Raw genomic sequence first — 20,665 nt, forward strand, 5'->3', positions numbered from 1 at the left:
GCCACCTGAATCCATAGGTTCCCATGTCGACCGCTTCCACGACCGACACCCAACCCGACGCCCCCCAGTCCGACGATCTTGCGGCGCAGTGCGTTGACATTGCCCGTCGCGCCAAAGCGGCCTCCCGCTTGCTTGGGACTCTGGACACCAACATCAAGGATCAATGGCTGCTCGAGTCCGCGGACGCACTGGTGGACGCGACCGATGCAATCATCGCAGCCAACCAGTTGGATCTCGGAAACGCCTCCAAGTACGGGCTGACCGACGCGGGCATCGATCGTTTGCGGTTGGACGCGGAACGAATCGCCGGAATCGCCACCGGCCTGCGCGAAATCGCCGCCCTGAACGACCCGATTGGCGAAGTCCTGGAGGGCTTTGCACGGCCAGGCGGAATGAGAATCGAAAAACGTCGCGTTCCCTTGGGCGTCGTGTTCTTCATCTATGAAAGTCGCCCCAACGTGACCGCCGATGCCGCAGGTATCTGTGTCAAAAGCGGCAATGCGGTGATTCTTCGCGGGGGCAAAGAAGCCGCGCACAGCAGCCGTGCGATCATGGACGTGCTGCACGATGTGGGCCGCCGAGTCGGGATTCCGGAGGATGCCGTCCAGTTGGTTGGAACCACCGACCGAGCCGCTGTGGGGCATTTTCTTCAGCAAGCCGATTTCATCGATGTCACGATCCCTCGTGGCGGCGAAAATTTGATTCGTCGTGTGGCCGCCGAAGCCACCATGCCGGTCATCAAGCACTACGACGGAAATTGCCACGTCTACGTCGATGAATCCGCGGACGTCGAGATGGCGGTCGACATCATTGAAAACGCCAAGTGTCAACGGATGGGCGTCTGCAACGCCTGCGAATCACTCCTGATTCATCAATCGATTGCCGCCCAAGCACTCCCAGCCATCGCGAAACGCTTGGCCGGGCGTGGAATCGAAATGCGCGTCGACGAACGTGCAGCCCCCCACGTTCCCGGCGGAATTCCCGCGACCGAAGCTGATTTCGGTGCCGAATTCTTGGGCCCACAGATCAGCATCGCGGTCGTCAATTCGGTCGACGAAGCCGCGGAACACATCAACCACTACGGCTCGGGCCACACCGACGCGATTGTCACCAATGAACTGGCGGCGGCCGAGCGATTCACCGCCCTGGTGGACAGTTCTGCCGTGATGGTCAACGCCAGCACTCGCTTCAATGACGGCGGAATGTTCGGCTTGGGTGCAGAAATCGGGATTTCTACCGATAAGTTTCACGCCAGGGGCCCATGCGGGTTGCGGGAACTGACCAGCTACAAGTACATCGTACGTGGGAACGGTCACATAAGAGGCTGAGGACACGATGTCCAACGAATCACTGAGTCAAAATCAAGTCGAGAATCTTCTGAAGGCCATGGAAACGGCCAATTTGGACGAGGAAGGGGCCGGCGCACCCACCGAAAAGAAGGACTCAGCTGATCCGTCGGCTCCATCCCAGGCAAGCGACAACACCAGCGTTGGTTCTTCCGCTCCCGGCGTCGGTGCCGCCCATCCAGCCGACTCCAAGCCCTACTCACCTGGTGTGCCGACCGGCTCACGAGTGACGGCGTACGACTTCAAACGCCCCGAACGCGTCGGCAAAGACCAGATGCGGGCGATGCATTCGCTCCACGAGTCGATTGCTCGTAATTTTGGAGCCTCCATCTCCGGTCTGCTTCGGACCATGATTGAGGTCAAGCTGCTCAGCGTCGACCAGCTGACCTACAGCGAATTTGTCTTCAGTCTCGACAATCCAAGCTGCTTCAACGTGATCAAGCCACTGCCGCTGGAAGGTCACTGGGTCCTCGACATTGCGCCGGGACTTGCCTACTCCATCATCGACCGGATGCTCGGTGGCGACCCCGTTCCGGGGGAAACGATCCGTCGACCGCTGACCGAAATCGAAACTCGGTTGATGTGCCGTGTCGTCGATTTGTTCTTGGAACAAATTGTCCCCGCCTGGCAAAATGTGATTCACCTCGAACCCTCGATCCACACCACCGAAAGCAACCCGCAACTCGCCCAAATCGTGCCTCCCAACGAAGTCGCCATCTTGGTTGGATTCGAAGTGTTGCTTGGTAAAAACCGAGGGATGATGAACCTCTGCATTCCTTTCAATTCGATCGAAAAGTACAACGCCAAACTGTCGCGGAACGGCTGGGTGGGCTACGGAAAAACCAACCCAACCCCCCAATCCCGCCGAAAAATTGCCGACAGCATCGATGCGGCTCCGGTGGATGTGGTGGTCACTCTGGCGAGGTCCAAAATTCGCACCAGCGACCTCTTGGATCTGTCCGTGGGCGACATCATCACAACCGAACAGGCCGCCAACTCCGCGTTGGAACTGTCCGTCCAAGACGTTCCCAAGTTTTCTGCCATCGCGGGTGCCTACAAAGGCAAGAAGGCGGCCCAGATCCAAGCCACGATCGAACCCAAATCTCGGGAAGCCGACGAAATTGATCCAGAACAGGAACTGGATGACGACTCGCCAACGACTTCCGAAGCTGAAAACGCGGAAGCGGACATGGAGGAGACTTTGGACGTGGCACCAAGCAAACCCGCAGTGCCACCCAAACCCAAGCCCGTCAGCAAACCGGTGTCACGCACGAAGTGACGCAAACGCGAAGCCAAGATCCCGAGCAGCGCTGCCCGAGCACCAAAGCACGGACGACGAACTCCTGCTCAATCCCTCCGATGTCAGTTGCGGCCGGAGGGAGAGACGATCGGCGGAGACGCCAGACCGCTCTTGGTCGCGGCGGACTCCGCACGCCGAAGCGCGGCTTCCACACGATCAAGCAGCTCGTCGGAACACTCATGGTTCTGAGCCGTATCGCTGATGCAAGCCGTGAACTCAGCACCGCAATGCTGACAGGCAACGGTACATCCAAGTAACGATGCGCGAATGTCAATTCGTCGGCCGCAGGTCGGGCAAGATTGGTTGAATCGAATGGACATGGTTAACCTTTCTACTGCCAGCCACTCGGCTGGTTAAATCCGTTTGATAGGGGGAATAGTAACCACAACTCCGCTGCAACGCAAACTCATTTCACGCAAGCTTCACACGACTGCTCAAGCTGCAACCATCCTAGCGCTGCCCGCTCGATAGGACAAGGATCGAAATGGACCAACTTTTCGAGAAGAACGATCGTCCAATCCGCCCCGAGCAGTGAACACCTGCCCACTCACCCCGCGTGAAAGTAGCGGTTTCCCCTGCTTCGCCTCTGACAAGACGGTTATCCTGTAGAGACGTCACACCGACGATCGAAGAATGGATTTTTACGCCCAAGCCGGTTCCTATGACACGCTCGATCCGCAATCTGATCTCCTCCGCCGCAATCTTTGCGATTCTTGCCGCTGTGTTTCCAAAAACGGAGGGTTTCAGCCAGGACACCTCCGCCGGGACCGATTCCGGCCCCCTGATCCAGCTCGAAACCCTCGACAGCGACTCGTACTCAGGACACCTGAACAACCTGACGGGTTCCACCCTTTCGGTGACTTTGTCTGACGGCCAATCCAAACAGTGGGAGTTGACCGAGATTTCAGAGATCCAGTGGGAGGGCTCGGCACGAACCAGCCCGCCCACCCGCGTCGTGCTTCGTGGCGGATCCGAGATCGCCTCCGCCGCCACCTCCATGAAAGAGGAAGACCTGCTGATTCGCTCAGTCGGGCAGCCATCGTTCAACGTTTCCATTCGAGCGGTGCAGTCCGTTCGATTCCGAGCCCCTTCCGCCGCGACCGATGCCAACTGGCTCGCGCTGGTCGAAGAACCCCAGCGACGCGACCGCTTGGTCATTCGCCGCGACGGCGACGCATTGGACGCCATTGAAGGCACGATCCTGGAGATCACACGCGACTCCGTGTCGTTTGACCTCAGCGGCAATATCGTTGACGCCCCTCTGGGCAAATTGGAAGGCGTGATCTTCTCCACCAACAGCGATCGGGAATCAGAGAAACCACTTCGAATCCGCGACCAGTGGGGATCACATTGGATGGCCGAACAAGCCACTTGGAACGCCACGGGTCGGTCGTTGCAGTTGGACCTGGGTGACGGGATCACACATTCGATTCCCGTCGATCAATTGCTCGACATTCGATTGTCAGGGGGAATCCTTTACCTCTGCGACGCAGAAGTTGCCCAACAAAGCCAGCTTGAACCACTGAGTGCAATCGTCGGAGAAGACCTGGCATCCACTTGGTTCGCGACAGAAACCCACTCGAAGAATCTGACGACGGTCCTGTCATCGGATCATGTCGTTCGCGTTCCAGAGGGCTATCAAAAATTGGTTGCCGCCGTCCGAATCGCATCGGATGTCGACCAGTTCGCCCCTTTGAAAGTGTCGGTCCTGTTAGACGACCGGACTGTTTGGTCGCTGGACGTCCAAGACCGCAAACCACACGGCCTGATCTTGCCCCTGGAAGATGCTCGACGACTCACACTCCGCATCACCCAACCTGACACGGACTCATCCACGTCGCCGCCAACCATTGCTGATGCACTGGGACATCGCGTCGAGTGGCTGGGTGCCCGCTTGTTAAAATAAAAGCAGGCAGCTGCCACGATGCTTTTCGCACTGACGTTTTCACACTGAGAAATACGATTCGCCATGCCATCTCGATGTCTCGGTTCCGCCTGCGTGCGAATCGGTTGTTTGACCCTTGCTTTGTTCGCCTCCACCGCTCGTGCGGAAGAGTCGTCTCTTCTGCCCGATGAGCAACAGTGGATCGAAGAGTTCGAAACCGCTCGGATTGCAGGCATCGCGAAAGCGACTCCCTCCACCGTCATGGTGTTTGTTCCGGGAGGCGGTGGTGGCGGAAGCGGTGTGCTGATCACTCCCGATGGCTACGCGTTGACAAACTTTCACGTCAGCAGTCCAGCGGGCACGTACATGCGTTGCGGCCTCAGTGACGGCAACGTCTACGACGCCGTGGTCGTTGGCATCGATCCCGTTGGCGACTTGGCCCTGATTCAATTGCTCGGCCGCGATGACTTTTCGACCGCCGACTTTGTCCCCAGCCGTTCCGTCCAAGTGGGCGATTGGTGCTTTGCAATTGGCAATCCCTTCTTGCTGGCGACCAACCTTCAACCCACTGTCACCGCCGGAATCATCAGCGGCGTGCGACGCTATCAATATCCCTCCGGCACACTGCTGGAATACGGCAACTGTTTTCAAACCGATGCCTCCATCAACCCCGGCAACTCCGGCGGTCCGTTGTACGACAACCAAGGTGACCTGATTGGAATCATCGGGCGAGCCTCGTTTGAAAAACGCGGCCGCGTCAACGTCGGTGTTGGCTATGCGATCTCAGGCGACCAAGCTCAAAACTTCCTCGGATGCCTGCACAGCGGCCGCATCGTTGACCATGCCACGCTGGGTGCCACCGTGGGAACGGACGAGGACGGGAGCGTTCGCGTCACCAACATCCTCAGTTCCAGCGATGCCTATCGTCGCGGACTGAGGTACGGGGACGAGATCCTGGAAATCGATGGGCAGGTCATCCAAACCGCCAACGATGTTCAAAACATCCTGGCAACGTTCCCGGCGTCGTGGCGAATCCCGATCACCTATCGGCAGGACGGCGCCAGCGTTGAAACGTTGGTCCGATTGGCCAGCGTTCACCGTGGATCGGAATTGCTGGAGAAGATGAAGTCGGCACTGCCGCCACCGCCCCCGGCCCCTCCTAAACCGCCAACGCCCCCAGAACCCGGCGATGAGTCACCCGAAGCCCCCGCTGACAACGCGTCGCCGGAGGCTCCTCCAACGCCCCAACCCGACCAGTCAAAAGAAACGCTCAAGGACGCGGCAGGAGAACCCATTCCCGAAGTCGCTGCCAAACGAATCGAGATGCGGGAAGGCTATGCCAATTACTTCTACAACGAACTGCAGCAGACGAAATTCATCGAACGCCTTCGCGGACAGTTTGCCGAGGCATCCGCGGAAGAACCCGTGTGGCAGATCCGTGGCAAAACCGTTCCAGTCGCTGACGATCAACCACCAAGCGACTTTCAACTGACAATCGGTGACGGACAATTCCAATTGAAAATTGGCGACGATGTCCAGCAGTTGTCTCGCGGTGATGAACTTCTTCGAGTGGTGGATGAACAACGTGACGCAGGCATTTTGGCTTGCCTCAGCGCACTCCAACGCATGCTGCGTCTTGGCCCCCAACAGTTCGGTGAAACCTATTACTGGGGAACCATGCCGCTGGCGGGACAACGACCGCTTCGCGACACCGTGATTGGTATTCATTCCGATCTGGAAACGCGTTTCTTGCATCACCCCGAATCCGAACGCTTGGAAGTGATCGAATCCATCGCTGGCACGGACACCGATCCCGCTGAACTTTGGTTCGGAACCGATGACGACGGGCTGCCTACCACCATGCAACTTCGCTACGGGTTGATGACCGTGCTGGACTTGCAAATCGAAGACTGGTCCGTCGAGCAAGCCACCAAGCCTCAGGCTGCTCCAATCAATGGAGATCCATCATGAGCTGTGTTCCAAAATCCACACGACACCTGACTCGATCACGACACGTCCAGCACCGTTCAAGTTGGACGCTGATCCTCTTCGGGTGCATCATCTGGTCATTCACCACTTGCTTCGGCCTCACCAACGCGTTCGCGCAGCCTTCGATGGCGAGGCCCTCCGATCAAGTCCAACCCAAGATGGTCAAGATCTACGGAGCCGGTGGGCTGTCTGGATTGGAAGCCTATCAAAGCGGTTTCCTCGTTTCGCCAGCAGGCCACATCGCAACAGCATGGAGCTATGTGCTGGACGTGGATCCCGTCGTGATTCTTCACGACGGCCGAAGATTCGAATCCAAAATCGTGGGCTTCGAACCGGCGCTCGAATTGGCGGTGCTGAAGATCGAAGCCGATGACCTGCCGTTCTTTCCAATCCCTGAATCCAACCAAGTCTCCTGGGGCGATCCTGTGCTCGCCGTCAGCAATTTATTTGGGATCGCGACCGGCAACGAACCCGCCAGCGTGATGCAGGGCCGCGTCGCCGCGAAAACCAAACTGGATGCCCGCCGTGGGACCTTCCAAACCCCTTATCGCGGTGAGGTCCTGTTGCTCGATTTGGTTGCCAACAACCCGGGCGCTGCCGGCGGAGCCCTGATCAATCCCGAGGGCGAATTCTTGGGAATGCTTGGCAAGGAACTTCGTGATCGCAAGACCGGTGTCTGGTTGAACTACGCCATTCCCGCCAACGTCCTTCGCCAGCCCATCGGTGACATCCTGGCTGGGCGAAAGACAACCCTGCCAGATGACTCCGATCCCGTGCTGCCCCGCGAAAAATCGCATTCGCCGCGGAGCCTCGGCATCGGCTTGATTCCAGACGTGCTTGAAAACACCCCCGCCTACATCGACTTCGTTGACAAAGAATCCGCTGCCGCTCGTGTCGACCTCCGCCCCGACGACCTGATCGTGCTGGTCAACGGTCGCCGAGTATCCCACCAACGTGCGTTTCGCGATCTGTTGAGACGGATCGATCGACGCGACCAAGTCGCGTTGGTGGTTCAACGAGACAACGAAATCCTTGACTTGGTATTGCGCCCATGATTCGCGAGCTTCCCTTGGCAACCCCGCTTCAACCAACCCTTCTTCCTCGTTCGTTTGGAACGGCCCGATCGCTCATGCTGTTCGCGTTTTCGTTCTGCCTTGCAGGCGTCTGCCATGCGCAGGCTCCCTCGTCGGCACGTTATCAAAACGTCTTGGCCAAAGCCGTCCGCGGGGTCGCTCTCGACGCCTTGCCTGCCGTCTTGACCATCGAAGTCATTGGCGTCATGCAAGCCGACGGAGAAGTCCGACAAGATGCACCGACATCGGGTGTGGTGATCGACGAAATGGGCCACGTCCTGACCTCTTCCTGGGTGACCGGTGGCGACTCCGCCAGCATCATCGTCAACACACCGAGCGGAAAACGATACCCCGCGACAGTGGTCGCCCAAGACGAACACCGCGATCTGGTGCTGTTGAAAGTCACCTCCAGCGACGAAACCTGGCAACCGATTGAATTCCCATCCACCGATCAAACCATCGACAAAGTCGGGGAAACAATGGTCGCAGTGGCTCGCTATGGCGAAGCCAACACGCCAATGGTCAGCACGGGCATCCTCTCCGCAGTCGGTCGTCTCGACGGCACTGCGATCCAGACCGATGCCCGCATTTCACCCGCATTCTACGGCGGCCCCTTGATCGATCTGAAAGGCCGCTTTCGTGGGATCGTGATCCCAGCGGTGGGCGAGGGCGGCGCCGAAGACTCAACCGCCTGGTACGACTCCGGCATCGCCTTCGCCGTCCCCAGCTCAATCATCGCCGAGAAACTGGAACAACTGCGTCGTGGAGACAACATCCAACAGGGCTTGCTGGGCTTTGTCGTTGCAGGCAGCGATCCCTATGCAGAAGGAACCGAACTGAGTGTCGTTCGCAAACGTTCGCCCGCCGACAAAGCCGGCCTGAAGGTTGGCGACCAAGTCCAAACAATCGGCGGCCAAAAGGTCACCCGGCGGCAGGAGATCAAACTTGCCCTGGGCCAATTCGATGCCGGTGATGACGTTGAAATCACCTATGAACGAGATGGCAAATCACTTTCAACCATCGCGACCATGGTCGCCACCATCCCACCACTTCAGCCCCAATTCATCGGCCTGATTGCCACCGATGAAGTCACCGAAGAATCGAACGAAGAGGATGCAGCAGACGAGTCCTCGACGGAGTCCGTCATTGTTCAAGTCGTTTGGAATCAGTCGCCCGCCGATGGCGTTCTGAAACCGAACGACCGGCTGATGCAACTCGATGGCTCCCCCATTTTGAACACCAATGCCCTGCGTCAGCGTCTCTGGGCATCCGAACCCGAAACCGCAATCGAACTGATCATTGAACGCGAAGGTGAAACTCAAACGGTCTCGATCGATCCCCTGACGTTGGATGGCCCACTCGATCGGATTGCATCGCTCAAAGCGTCGGACGATTCAGCCGCGGACGATTGGAATGTCGAAACGTTGCAGTTGCCGGACATCACCAACACCGCAGCGATCTGGTTCCCTCAACCGGAAGCCAGCGCCGAAACGGCTTCGGACGAAGCACGGTCGACGCCGCTGGCGCTGGCAATTGTTTTGGCTCCCCCCAAGGACCGCGATCCAGCCACCATTCTCGATCCGTGGAAAGACCTCGCTCGCCAGCATCGTGTCGCGGTGTGCGTGATCTGCAGCGATGCCGACGACCAATGGCGTCCCAATGAGATCGACGCGATCACCAAGTTGACCGCAGCCTCGCTGAAGCAATCCGGTGCGTCACCGTCCGCAGTTTCCCTGATCGGTGGCGGCGCGTTCACGATGGGCGAGAAAGCCAATCCCGCCGATTCCATGGCACTGGGTGCCTCACTCTCGACGGAAAATGTGTTTTCAGGGGTGGCCATCTCGAACGAGACCGAACCGCCCGCGATCCGACTTCGAAAGGACGGACCGCCACGATTGCTTCGGGTCCTGATCCCCAGTCCGCCAAACTCCGAGATGCCGTTCTGGGCCGCCACGCTTCGACGTATCGGGTGCCCCTTGCAAACCACACTCACGCTCAACCGTGATCTGTGCCTGCAATGGACCCGATCGCTGCTTGCGATGTGATCGACGAAAAAGATGAGTGACGACCAGATTGCGCGCTAATTGGTCCGGACGCTGGGCTCTGGTTGAATATTCCCCGAAAACAGAGAAAACACCAAACGATCCGCCAGTTTGCAACCGCTGAAACAGCCCCATGAACTTCACTCAAACAATCGTTCGTCGGCTCAAATCCACTCGGCAATTTGCTTTGATTGCCGCCGTTTCACTGGCTCCGTTGTGGGGCGTCCATTCTTGGTCGGGAACTTCCGCGAGCACAACCATGGCCCAGAACATCAACGTTCCCTTGCCGACCCTTGGCGGGGCTCAACTGTGGACGGATCATGACTACAGAAACGGTTACCGGATCCAGCAGAATGCGGTGACCAAACACTGGCGGCTTCTGGATCCCAATAACATTCGCCGGGCTTGGGGCAGTCGAGCCGATGTCGACGAAGCCCTCCACGAACTGCAGCCTGAAATCGCATCGCCCGGCATGCGACCGGTGGTGGTTCTGTTGCATGGCTTGATGCGAACGGACAAATGCATGAAGCCCCTGGAAACCAAACTGCACGCCAAAGGGTTCGATCAAACGATCCGGTTTGGCTACGCCAGCACCCGCGGCTCACTGGCCGAATCAGCCGCCGCACTGCGGGAAGTCCTCGAGCACCAATCGCCCGATGCCCAGTTCGCTTTCGTCGGCCACAGCATGGGCAACATCATCACCCGACATCTGATCGGTGACCTGCAGGCCGACGGCGACCCCGGCAACTTGCTGCCGAGAATGCGGTCCATGGTCATGCTTGGACCGCCCAATCAAGGGGCCGCAATTGCCCGCCGCCTCGCTCCCACCGGCGTGTTTGGACTGGTCGCTGGCCCCGGTGCGATGGAACTTGGCACTCGTTGGTCCGAGGTGGAATCCAAACTCGCAACGCCATCGTTTCCCTTTGCGATCGTGGCAGGAAAGGTCGCAACGCCGATCGCAAATCCATTGGTGGACGGCGAAGGTGACTTTGTCGTCAGCCTTGACGAAGCTCAGCTCGAAGGAGCCCAAACGGTGCACCAAGTGCCTGTGCTGCACTCCTTCCTGATGGAAGAACCAACCGTGCAAGACTGGACAATCGAGTTCCTTCAAAACAACTGATCATCGGCCTGCAACGGATCGCTTCAGACGCGTTTCTCGCCCCAGAGTTTCAGCAACTCAACGAGATGATTGGCGGAACGGACCATCTCATCGAGACTTGCGAATTCAAGCACGCTGTGGATGTTGTGCTGGCCGCTGGACAGGTTCGGCGTCGGCAAACCTTTCTCCGTCAGTTGGCTGCCGTCGGTGCCGCCACGCACGATCGCCGTCTGACATGACAGGCCTAAGTTTTCAAACGCTTGCTCGGCCAACGTGATCGACTCGGGCAGTTTGGCCAACCCATCGGCGAGGTTTCGATATTGCCGTCGCACATCACACTGCAGCTCGATCCCCGGCCACGCCGCGGCAGCCTGCTCGGCCAGCCCACGAACCTTGTCGGCGTAAACGGTCAACTGCTCGCTATCAAAGGATCGCAGGATCAATTCCACACGAGTTTGACCGACACCACCAACGATGTCGTGCAAGTGAATGAAACCGTCCCGGCCATCCGTGGTCTCGGGCGTTTCCGATTCGCGGGGCAGGGAAGCCGCAAAATCAGACGCCGCCCGCAGCGAATTCACCATCCGATCTTTCGCGATCGCAGGGTGAATGTTGTGGCCCCGAAAAATCAGCGTCATCGCATCGGCTGAAAACGTTTCCACGTCAATGATGCCTTGGCCACCACCATCGACCGTGTAAGCCACGGTGGCATCCAACTGCTGCAGATCCAGTTTGTCTGTGCCGCGCCCAATTTCTTCGTCGCACGTCATCACGACGCGAACCGGTCCGTGTGGCAAATGTGGGTTTTCCACCAACGTCTCAGCCAGCTCCATGATGATCGCGACCCCGGCTTTGTCGTCGCCACCCAGCAACGTCGATCCATCGGTCGTGATCAACGTGTGACCGATCATTTTTTCTAAGTCGGGACAACCAGTGACCGTGATTGCATTCCCACTGGACAGCGGAATGTCACCGCCTGAGTAGGAAGAGACCACCTGAGGATTGACTGACTCACTGGGGGCCTCCGGCGAAGTGTCCATGTGCGCCACCAACGCCACGGTGGGTGCCTGACCATCCATGGTGGCCGGAACGGTTGCGGTCACAACCGCATGCTCGTCCAAGACCACGTCGGTCAATCCCATCTGTGTCAATTCATCGGCCAACATCGTCGCCAATTCTCGCTGGTTTTCAGTGCTGGGGTAGGCCTGTGACTGCGGATCAGCGGCGGTGTCGAGTCGAACGTAGCGAAGAAAACGTTGCAGCAATCGGTCTTGGTTGATCATCGGACGCGAAGTCCCTCAATTCGAAACACGGCCATGTGAGAGGCCCCGTCGGGGCCCTTGCCGCCGGGGTAGCGATACTTTTCAGTGTCCAGCACAAACGTGCCTTCCACCATGACAGGGCGAGGAACGAAGTCGGTTGTTCGGCCGGGCTGCATCTCAATCATCACGCAGTCAAACAACGCTGCCCCCGGGCCGAAACAGCACTCCAGGTTGTCACGCACCAACACAAATTGGTCGATGTCGGTTTCTTTGTACAACGTGCTTGGCAACATGTAGCCCCGCAACCGCACCTTGCGACCATTCAGAAACTTGAGCTCCTTGGTCAGTTGCTTCTCGTCGAAGACCTGGCCCTTCTCGATATCAAATGTCAAATCGTCAAACGAAATATCGCCTTTGGCCAAGTCCGCAAGGCTGCTCTTGCGAACCTCCACTTTCTCACGCCCGGCAGCATCCCCCCGCATCGCAGCGCGGCGCTGTTCGATGATCGATCGAGCTGTCGCGGAGCGTTCCTTCTGGGTCGTGGAATCATCCGCGGCAGAAACAGCCGAAAGAGAGGTTCCGATGGCGAGGCATCCAACCACCACCATCGACCCAATTCGTGAATTCAGTTTCATCTGACAAGCATCCATCGTTGGTGGAAGAAAATCGCTGTGCCGGTCGCCTGCAACGCCGCGCCCCATCGTACCAACCTGTACCGCAGATCCCACAACAGCAAATCACGATCGCGTGCCCGTCCGATTCGCACCGGCTATTTGTACTGGTCGACACGCATTTTGTAGAACATCGCGTTTTCAAAGTCGTCTTTGCTCTGTGGAACACGATTGACTTTGAAGGTTCCCGCCAACTTGCGTTTGGTCAGGCCCGCTCGAACCGCTTCGCCGGGCGGCAAGGTCACCTCAATCATGTCACTGCTGCGGGGATCCCCGCCAAAGCAACAGGTTCCGAGATCGGGCACCAACACAAATTGGCGGAGCATCCCACTGCCACTGCTGGGGTGGATGTACCCCTTCAGGAAGATGGCTTCCCCGTCGATCGACAATGCATCTGGCGTGGGTTGGTCTGGCCCATTGGGCTCCCCCTGCAATTTGTAAAATGCGACGCGTTCGTAGCCTTCGGGAACCTCGGTCAAATACGTGTAGGTGTGGAAACCAAAGCCGCCCAAAAACAGCAGCGCACAACCGGCCACCCCTAATTTCGCGACCCCCGCGCCACTGTATTCCTCCGGAAAACGGCTGATCGCCCGCAGCGCGATCACACCCGCCAAAACTCCCGGCACCGTCAGGACCAGCATTGGCGAGAACGTCGGCATCAACCCGGGCAAGGACAGCATCAAGAAAACCAACGACGCAATGGCACCGCGGTTGATGGCTTTGTAGGGAAACTCAGCAGCGTCTGCGGCCCCTGAAAACTGGACTTCAGCGGACATAACTGGAAACCAACCAATCGTAAGAAGACAAAATCAAAGCGAAACGGTCACCGACCGTCGCGGTCAAAAGAAGGGTGATACCCGGTTGCTACGACGGAAAATGCCAGTGGGTTCAGGCCGGAAGTCACCCCGAGGCTTCCTGCCCCCCCACCCGCTCATCCGAAAGCCTTTCTCAACATCGCCAAGCTCTTCGGGATCGCGGTTTCGTGTGCTTCGCTGCCTTCGAATTCCAAACTGACGTAGCCGCGATAGTCGACCGATCGGAGGATTTCGGCCACACGGTTGTAATCGATGTCCAGCGTGTACCAAGTTCCTCCACCCAAGTAGGTTTTGGCCTGCACAAACACCGCCTCAGGTGCCAACTGCTTGTACTGTTGGTACTGATCTTCGAGAAAATTGCCGGTGTCCAGCGTCGCCCGCAACCAGGGCGAGTCCACCTCACCAATGACACGCAAGACTCCCGCTGCGGTGCGTCCCAACCCCCAGTGGTTTTCCAGCCCCATCACCACCCCGCACTTCTCGGCAACCGGCAAACACTTTTCAAACCCTTCTCGGACCCACCCAAATCCCTCCTCGTCCGTATACCCTTCCAGCGTGGGCTCGATGCCCTTGTTGGCCATCAGCTCGTCGAAACTGCCCGACGTTCCCCAGCGTCCCGTGTTCACGCGAATCGTCGGGATGCCCATCGCATACGCCAGCTCGATGCAGTGAATTGTGTGATCGATGTTCTTTTGACGCTCCGCTGGATCCGGCGAAACGAATGATTGGTGAGTCGACATCCCGCACAAACTCAAACCACGTCGGAACGCTCGCTGTTTAATTCGCTGAAGCGTGCCGTTGGACTCGTCGGTCATCTGGACATGCAGAACCTCCACGGCATCAAACCCCGCGTCCGCAGCCAAATCCACGCACTCTTCGATCGACAGCTTGCTGTCGTCGCGATAACGCCAATAGGAATAGGTCGAAACCGCGATCGGATTCGGATTTCGCGAACGACCTGCACCCTGCTGATCCTTTTCGTCCGCCGCCAACGCCCCCCCACCCGCACACGCCGACGCTCCCACAGCGCCAGCCACGCCCGCCATCCAAGCGCGACGCGACCCCAGCATCGGGGAAGCCGTCTCGGTACGGCCGGATCGTCTCGGATTTGTTTCAACGCTCATAGCAGATTCCTGGGTGCTTCGATCAATGAGAACGTGATGGCCCGCCAAACCGTTTCCAACATGGAGCCCGCCATTGTAGCGACCGATGATGCAGGCAGCAGCGAGGCCCGGCGTGACGGCCAGTTGATCCAATCCTATCCCGAAGGGTGAGTTTTGAAGTTGCGCTTTTGCAGTCGGTTTTGTTGGCCAACGGCCATCATCATCGAAGCCAGGGGCATCGCCTGGACTGAAGGAAATCTTGGCAGGGTGGTAAGTGTGCGAACCAAATGCAACTCATTGAAAAAGTTAAATTGACAATTGAAAAATGCAAATTGATGCGATTTCACCCACGCATTCCGGCATTTTACAATTGTCAATTTAGACCTTCACTTTTTCAATAACGACCAACGCCGTATCAATACCATTCGTCGGAAACCGCCCAAACCGCCTGGTTGATTTCATCTTTATCAGCCCAGGCGTTGCCCCTGGTTCTCTTGAAAACGGGCGTGCTCACAAGTTCGAATTCACCCTTCTGAACGAAGTTGGGGAGGGTCGGAAGACGAGCGTTCAGCGAGAATTCCGGGGAGGGGATCACACGCCGCTTCCCATGCTCGCTCCCGCCCCGTGAAACGCGGTTGCGAGGGGGGGGACTGTTTTCTTGCCGATGCAATCGGGGCAGAAAAGTTGCATCCGCTATCGAAGCGATCCAAGGCAAGCGTCCAAACCATGTTGCAACCCCGATGTGAGATAGCAACCTATCCCCGGCGTTTGACCTCTTCAGCGGCCTCCATTTGTTGACGCGGAAGCTCCTTTGCGGCCCGCAATTTTGTGCGACAGCCACGACAGCGAACGGCAGTCTGATGCAATGATCCTTTGTCAACCTCGTAGAACCATTTTGACCGATCCTGCACTACGAGACCAGGTTGCCACATCCTTTGCATCGAAGCTCAGCCCGCCCACGCCAGACACGGAAAGTCCCGCATCGGGAACAGCGAAGATCAGGAACCAATTGCGCCGTGCAATGCCCACAACACTGGACGTAGCGACTGCCCTTTGCGTTCTTCGCAAGTCGGCCGAGGCAAAGCGGACAAGCTCCCGAACGTTTTCGAGCGGTATGTTTCGTTGGGCGGGTCGCAGGCAACGCGACTACCGCCGCGACGCTGGCAGACGCTTCGCGTCGAAGTTTGCGAGCAGAGAGGCGTTTTTAAAAACCAGTGGGTTTCTTGGCATGTTCAAGCTTTTTGTGCTTGTTCGTAATGAGGTTCGCCATCGAGAAGACCTGCGTCGGCCATTGGTAGTCTCCTACGCCCGCGCCCCAAACGACACGAGCGAGGCCAGAATTCCCAAAGATCGTACCAAGGTCAACCCGCACTGCCAAACTCTAGCGGTGCGACGAAGCCAAAGGAGGTTAGCAGCAATTTGGGGCAGAACCATGTGAGCCATTGGGGCGTTCGTCTGGACAGCGAAAGGCTCGGTGTTGACGGCGTCTTTGGGACGCCTGCTTCCATTCCGAATTCAGCCCTTCTTCATCCCGGTAGGGATGTCAGATGGTAGCCGGGGGTTGCTGCGCAGCAGCGTCCCTCCGGAAAACGAGCCCCCGAAAAACTCACCATCCCGCCGTGGCCAATGGCCACGGCGGGATGGTGATTGGCGACGCGGGCTTTACCTGTCCGTCAGCGGCACGATCGCACACCAAAGTCCCCCACGCAAAAACCCTGTTGCCCGCCGAAGAACTACGAGGAAGGATCGCCCCAGCAATTGGAGAGGCGATACGCGATCCAACACCAGATACCAAGGATCGTTGCGGGTATTGTCCATGGCCAGCGGTGGCGTCCCGGTGGAGTTGATGCCCATTGTCGATTGCCCGCCAACAAATCAAACAGCACGACGTTGCCGTCATAGTCGCCAGTGGCGAGGTATTTGTCGTCCGATGAAACAGCAACCGACATGACACCAGACGTTGAGAGTGTTCGTGTTATCGTGCCATCGGTGACGTCGCAAAGACGCACGGTTTCTCCGTCGGAAATCGCCAGCATGTTTGATATTCGAGATGCCGCGCAAACGTATCCGCCGGTTTCGTTGATCGTATTCAGAAGTGAACCGGTTAGATCATAGCGTTTGGTCGATGAGTCGAAGCAGATGACGACGGAGTCATCAGGCATTACGGCGATTGAACGCACCAAAGATTCAGAGTCGATCGGTAGCGTAGCCGTTTGCGTACCAGTTGCCAAATCCCAAACTTGGCCGCCAGCGTCACCCACCGTGATAAGTAGCGTGTCGTTGGAATTGAAAGACATCCACGAAGCACCGAGGAACGGTGAATCACCAATCTGTTTTTGCATCGCAGGCTTCAGTGTGGAAGTATCCACAACGGTGAGGTGGTACGCGCCACTGGCAGCGACAAAGCGACCGGATTTGGAAACCGTGAGGTTTGCGGCAGGTTGGGCAAGTGGAATCGTTGTAGGTGTTGTTTGAGCAACCCCGTAAGTAAGGTCACCACCACCAAAGCCAGAGAATGCGATTCGATCATCTTTCGGGTTGCAAACAACGGAAGTCCTTCCAACCCACCAGTGCCTAAACGCGGGACCGGAGTTTCCCGGCTTGAAATCCTGATGGACCGTACCACGACCGGCACCAGTCGACGTGTCCACCCAGCTAACAGTTCGAGCGAGGTTGGATTTGTAGCATTTCATCGGTGTGCGTGCATCGCCAGCCGTGAGTTTCGTTACAAGAATCTGCGAGTCGTCGGACGAGAACGAAAGCGTTTCGATCGTCGAATAACGTGTGCCACAACCTTCGGTTTGAGTGAAGACCAGAAAGATCGCGAAGAGTGCCGTACCCATCAGAAGTTGCGTTAGAGAAAAGCGCGGCATGTGGCCTTTTCTTTAGACCTCGGCGTACAACGAAAGGTTTTTACGTCACCGCCATAAACGAAGCGGTTGATCTTGAATCACAAAAAGCGAATGATACGCCAGCGCCGTTTGTATCGCAAACGCAGGTGCTCGCGAATCGCCCTGCGCAAAAACCTTGTTAGGCGACCGTCAAAGCGTCCTACCCAGTCCGCACACCGTTCGGATTAGTGTCCAATTAGCGAAGATTAGTGTTCGGCGCAGCCAAGTTTTTTGGGAACACTAAAAAGCACTAATCGCACACTAATGAAAACCTCTGGCAGCAGAAAACCTCATTGTCGGTAGGACACCCAACGGAAGGTTTTTACGACACCGCCCTAAACGGAGCGGTTGAGCTTGAATAACAAAAAGCTAATGATACGCCAGCGCCGTTTGTATCGCAAACGAAGGTGCTCGCGAATCGCCCTGCGCAAAAACCTTGTTAGGCGACCGTCAAAGCGTCCTACCCAGTCCGCACACCGTTCGGATTAGTGTCCAATTAGCGAAGATTAGTGTTCGGCGCAGCCAAGTTTTTTGGGAACACTAAAAAGCACTAATCGCACACTAATGAAAACCTCAGGCAGCAGAAAACCTCATTGTCGGTAGGACGCACAACGGAAGGTTTTTACGACACCGCCCTAAACGAAGCGAGCCATGTTTGAACTGCGGAAAGTGTACCAAAGCCAAGGCCCGTTGCCAAAGAGCCAAGGTGTGCCGAAGGCCTCAGCGTAAAAACCATGTTGTGCGGCGGAAGCAGCGAAAGATGAGCCATCACTGATTGCGTTCGCGAATCCACTCGTGATTCGCGGATTCACGCCAGGCTCGCCATCCCGGTTCAATATCAGCAACGGATAGCACCGATGGGTCAAGCTTGACAATCTCTTCAAGACTAACAATTGAGGCGTCCTCCTCGCGCGCATCATCTAGCGTGAGAAATTGCCAGCCATGGTCATCCGAGTCGTGAACTACGTGAAGGATCGGAGCACCATCAAAGACGATTTGCCGAAGTGAGATGACAGCGCAGTTGCGTGGTTGGTCAAATGGCCAGTCGTCGGTCATTTCGTGTTCCTTGGTGCAGCCAGATAGAACGAGAGCAAGCGTCGAAAGTGCGATTGTCACACGGCGAAAAGCCATTCGGTTAGTCCGCACAACGGAAGGATTTTACGACACCGCCCTAAACGAAGCGAACGATGTCTGAACTACGGGAGATTGTACCAATGCTAGCCCGCGTGACCAACCAAGGAAGGTGTGCCGAAGGCCTAGCGTAAAAACCATGTTACACGCCAGCCAGCCCCTGAAGACGGTCGAGAACTGTCATGTCGGGATTGCTTACGAGGCCAACAGTTGGGTGACGAACAAATCCAGAGTGCTCTTTAGCGGCGGCTATAACGGCAGTCCGTGCATGCGAACGGGCGGATTCGGCGTTACCAGATTCGTCAGCCACGAATGCAAGGATGGTGTTGAGTCGAAACTCTTCGACTGGGAATGTTGTTGCGCGATCGCCCCAGTCCAGATAAGCGTCGATCTCAGGGAACAGATCGGTGAGACCGCGCGTCACAATGAGCCACGGGAAGTCCAGCCACAACTGTGATCGGGAATTGGGGTAAGCCTGTTCGGCGTCAAACGCGAGACGATAGGAAGTGATTGCGTCGTCGATTCGGTCGGACGCAAGCATGCACTCTGCATATTGAAGGTGTGCTTGGGCAAGTTGCGATGCGTCGGGGAAGTCAGCGAAAAGCTGGTCGAGTAGTTCGACGGCGTTTTGAGCCAGCTTCGCATTGGCGAGGTAGTGAGCCTGAATGCGAAGGTACTGCGCCTTGTGGTAGGTGCCACGACTGCGCTTGAGCCGTGCCTGAAAGGCCGTGCTGTCGGCTTCGGTCCACGTTGTTCGGCGGTACCAGTCGTCGCTGCTCATTGAGTGCTGGCGTGTAGCGGAATGTTTTTACGACACCGCCGTGAACGAAGCGAGCGATGCCTGATCTACGGAAATTGTACCAAGGCCAGCCCGCGTTGCCAAAGTGGGAAGGTGTGCCGAAGGCCTAGCGTAAAAACCATGTTGCCTGACATGGAACAGCCAGAAAAACTGCAAGTAAACGTTCAGCTCTCCATGGACACGCGGGAAACTTCCCCACGTTCATCGAATTCAACGCTAAGGACGTAATTTGTCGCCTCGTCAGGCAGTGTGAAGTCGAAGGTGTCGATGCCGTCGTCGTTGGGTTCCCCGTCGTCATCGCAACCCCAGTGCGATTGCAGCACAAGGATGTCGAGAACATTTGTGGCGTTAGGGCGAGAAACACCGCAATATTTGAGCCAGTACTCGGCGTCAATTTCGTCAAGGTGATGCGAAACGAAAAGCGTCACACCGTGTTCGTGGTTGGCAGTGCCGTGAGCGCAACGGATGGCGTCGATTGCAGCGTTGCATCGGCGTTCGGTCTCGTCGGGCGATACGGTCACGAATGTTTGCCTATCGAGTGATCTATGTCAGACAACGGAAGGTTTTTAAGACACCGCTTCTCTCCGAAGGCAAAAAGCGTCGCATCACAAAACAGTTTACCAAAAAGAAACCACGTTGCCAAAGAGGCGGTGTCCACGGCGTGGCAAGCCAATACGCGACAACGGAGCGATCAAACACGGCAAACCAAACGATGCTCCGACGACGAAGCCGTGGCTTTGCGTAAACACCATGTTATCCGACACGCCGCGCTGGATGAAGCGGGATCAGATATCCTGTTCTGATTGGTTCCAATTGGCCAAGTCGACAGAATGTTCAAGCATCGTGGAGATATACTTGCGAACGAGTTCACAGGCGTTTCCAATCGAATCGTCCACGCCGTGATGGAAGGTTGCGAAAGTGCCAGATTCCCACGACGCCAGTTCAAGCGATGGTAGTGGCCAGCCAATCGCTGCCAAACGTGTTGCAGGATCTTCGGGAAATGGATAGCAGACGTTGATATGCTCTGCGGTGACCTGCACCCAGATGTCGCTATTAGACTTGGATTCCAGCGACACACACCATTCCAGACCGGATTCGGCGGTTTCGTCAATGGCTCGTCGGAGTTGATCTTCGAGGAAGGGCATCTCGTGTCTGACAACGGAAGGATTTTACGACACCGCCCTAAACGAAGCGGGGGAGCTTGAATCGCGAACAGCTAATGATACGCCAACCCCGCTTGAAGTGCAAAGGAAGGTGTG

16 protein-coding genes are annotated in these 20,665 nt (G+C 57.0%); 7 read left to right on the forward strand and 9 right to left on the reverse strand.

The window, feature by feature from the left end; genetic code table 11:
* The first annotated feature begins 23 nt into the window (after positions 1 to 23).
* From UH5x_RS11715 to UH5x_RS11745, 7 genes are all read left to right on the forward strand, one after another.
* Positions 24 to 1,328, forward strand: a complete 1,305-nt coding sequence (locus UH5x_RS11715) for a glutamate-5-semialdehyde dehydrogenase (RefSeq protein WP_047813618.1) — start codon at positions 24 to 26, stop codon at positions 1,326 to 1,328.
* A 7-nt stretch (positions 1,329 to 1,335) separates the two neighbouring features.
* Complete coding sequence (gene fliM / locus UH5x_RS11720; protein WP_047813619.1) at positions 1,336 to 2,625, forward strand: flagellar motor switch protein FliM; 1,290 nt, start codon at positions 1,336 to 1,338, stop codon at positions 2,623 to 2,625.
* 682 nt (positions 2,626 to 3,307) lie between these two features.
* On the forward strand, positions 3,308 to 4,552 hold the full coding sequence (locus tag UH5x_RS11725; RefSeq protein WP_482635754.1) for a hypothetical protein: 1,245 nt from the start codon (positions 3,308 to 3,310) through the stop codon (positions 4,550 to 4,552).
* A 63-nt stretch (positions 4,553 to 4,615) separates the two neighbouring features.
* Positions 4,616 to 6,502, forward strand: a complete 1,887-nt coding sequence (locus UH5x_RS11730; protein WP_047813621.1) for a S1C family serine protease — start codon at positions 4,616 to 4,618, stop codon at positions 6,500 to 6,502.
* Positions 6,499 to 7,575 (forward strand): S1C family serine protease, encoded by a 1,077-nt coding sequence (locus tag UH5x_RS11735; RefSeq protein WP_482635755.1) that lies wholly within the window; start codon positions 6,499 to 6,501, stop codon positions 7,573 to 7,575. The genes UH5x_RS11730 and UH5x_RS11735 overlap by 4 nt, the downstream gene beginning before the upstream one ends.
* Positions 7,576 to 7,649: 74 nt before the next feature.
* Positions 7,650 to 9,638 carry a PDZ domain-containing protein gene (locus UH5x_RS11740; protein WP_482635756.1) on the forward strand — a complete coding sequence of 663 codons (1,989 nt, stop codon included), beginning with the start codon at positions 7,650 to 7,652 and terminating at the stop codon, positions 9,636 to 9,638.
* Between the two features lie 130 nt (positions 9,639 to 9,768).
* A complete protein-coding gene (locus tag UH5x_RS11745) occupies positions 9,769 to 10,755 on the forward strand; it encodes a lipase (RefSeq protein ID WP_482635757.1) in 987 nt (328 codons plus the stop codon).
* Between the two features lie 23 nt (positions 10,756 to 10,778).
* On the opposite strand, the gene pepT is transcribed toward UH5x_RS11745, so the two are convergent.
* From pepT to UH5x_RS11790, 9 genes are all read right to left on the reverse strand, one after another.
* Entirely contained in the window at positions 10,779 to 12,017 is a 1,239-nt protein-coding gene (gene pepT, locus UH5x_RS11750) for a peptidase T (RefSeq protein WP_482635758.1), read from the reverse strand.
* Positions 12,014 to 12,631 carry a DUF3299 domain-containing protein gene (locus UH5x_RS11755; protein ID WP_236696120.1) on the reverse strand — a complete coding sequence of 206 codons (618 nt, stop codon included), beginning with the start codon at positions 12,629 to 12,631 and terminating at the stop codon, positions 12,014 to 12,016. The genes pepT and UH5x_RS11755 overlap by 4 nt, the downstream gene beginning before the upstream one ends.
* A gap of 134 nt (positions 12,632 to 12,765) precedes the next feature.
* On the reverse strand, positions 12,766 to 13,443 hold the full coding sequence (locus UH5x_RS11760) for a DUF3299 domain-containing protein (protein ID WP_482635759.1): 678 nt from the start codon (positions 13,441 to 13,443) through the stop codon (positions 12,766 to 12,768).
* Between the two features lie 155 nt (positions 13,444 to 13,598).
* Positions 13,599 to 14,606, reverse strand: a complete 1,008-nt coding sequence (locus tag UH5x_RS11765) for a sugar phosphate isomerase/epimerase family protein (RefSeq protein WP_482635760.1) — start codon at positions 14,604 to 14,606, stop codon at positions 13,599 to 13,601.
* A gap of 1,712 nt (positions 14,607 to 16,318) precedes the next feature.
* Positions 16,319 to 16,927 (reverse strand): WD40 repeat domain-containing protein, encoded by a 609-nt coding sequence (locus UH5x_RS11770; RefSeq protein WP_482635761.1) that lies wholly within the window; start codon positions 16,925 to 16,927, stop codon positions 16,319 to 16,321.
* Between the two features lie 1,317 nt (positions 16,928 to 18,244).
* Complete coding sequence (locus tag UH5x_RS11775) at positions 18,245 to 18,532, reverse strand: hypothetical protein (protein ID WP_482635762.1); 288 nt, start codon at positions 18,530 to 18,532, stop codon at positions 18,245 to 18,247.
* Between the two features lie 217 nt (positions 18,533 to 18,749).
* The gene (locus tag UH5x_RS11780) at positions 18,750 to 19,388 is read right to left on the reverse strand and encodes a hypothetical protein (RefSeq protein WP_482635763.1); all 639 of its coding nucleotides are present in this window, start codon (positions 19,386 to 19,388) and stop codon (positions 18,750 to 18,752) included.
* A 182-nt stretch (positions 19,389 to 19,570) separates the two neighbouring features.
* The gene (locus tag UH5x_RS11785) at positions 19,571 to 19,927 is read right to left on the reverse strand and encodes a hypothetical protein (RefSeq protein WP_482635764.1); all 357 of its coding nucleotides are present in this window, start codon (positions 19,925 to 19,927) and stop codon (positions 19,571 to 19,573) included.
* Between the two features lie 264 nt (positions 19,928 to 20,191).
* On the reverse strand, positions 20,192 to 20,482 hold the full coding sequence (locus tag UH5x_RS11790; RefSeq protein WP_482635765.1) for a hypothetical protein: 291 nt from the start codon (positions 20,480 to 20,482) through the stop codon (positions 20,192 to 20,194).
* Positions 20,483 to 20,665: the final 183 nt, after the last annotated feature.

It is taken from the genome of Rhodopirellula sp. UH5 (assembly GCF_056839225.1).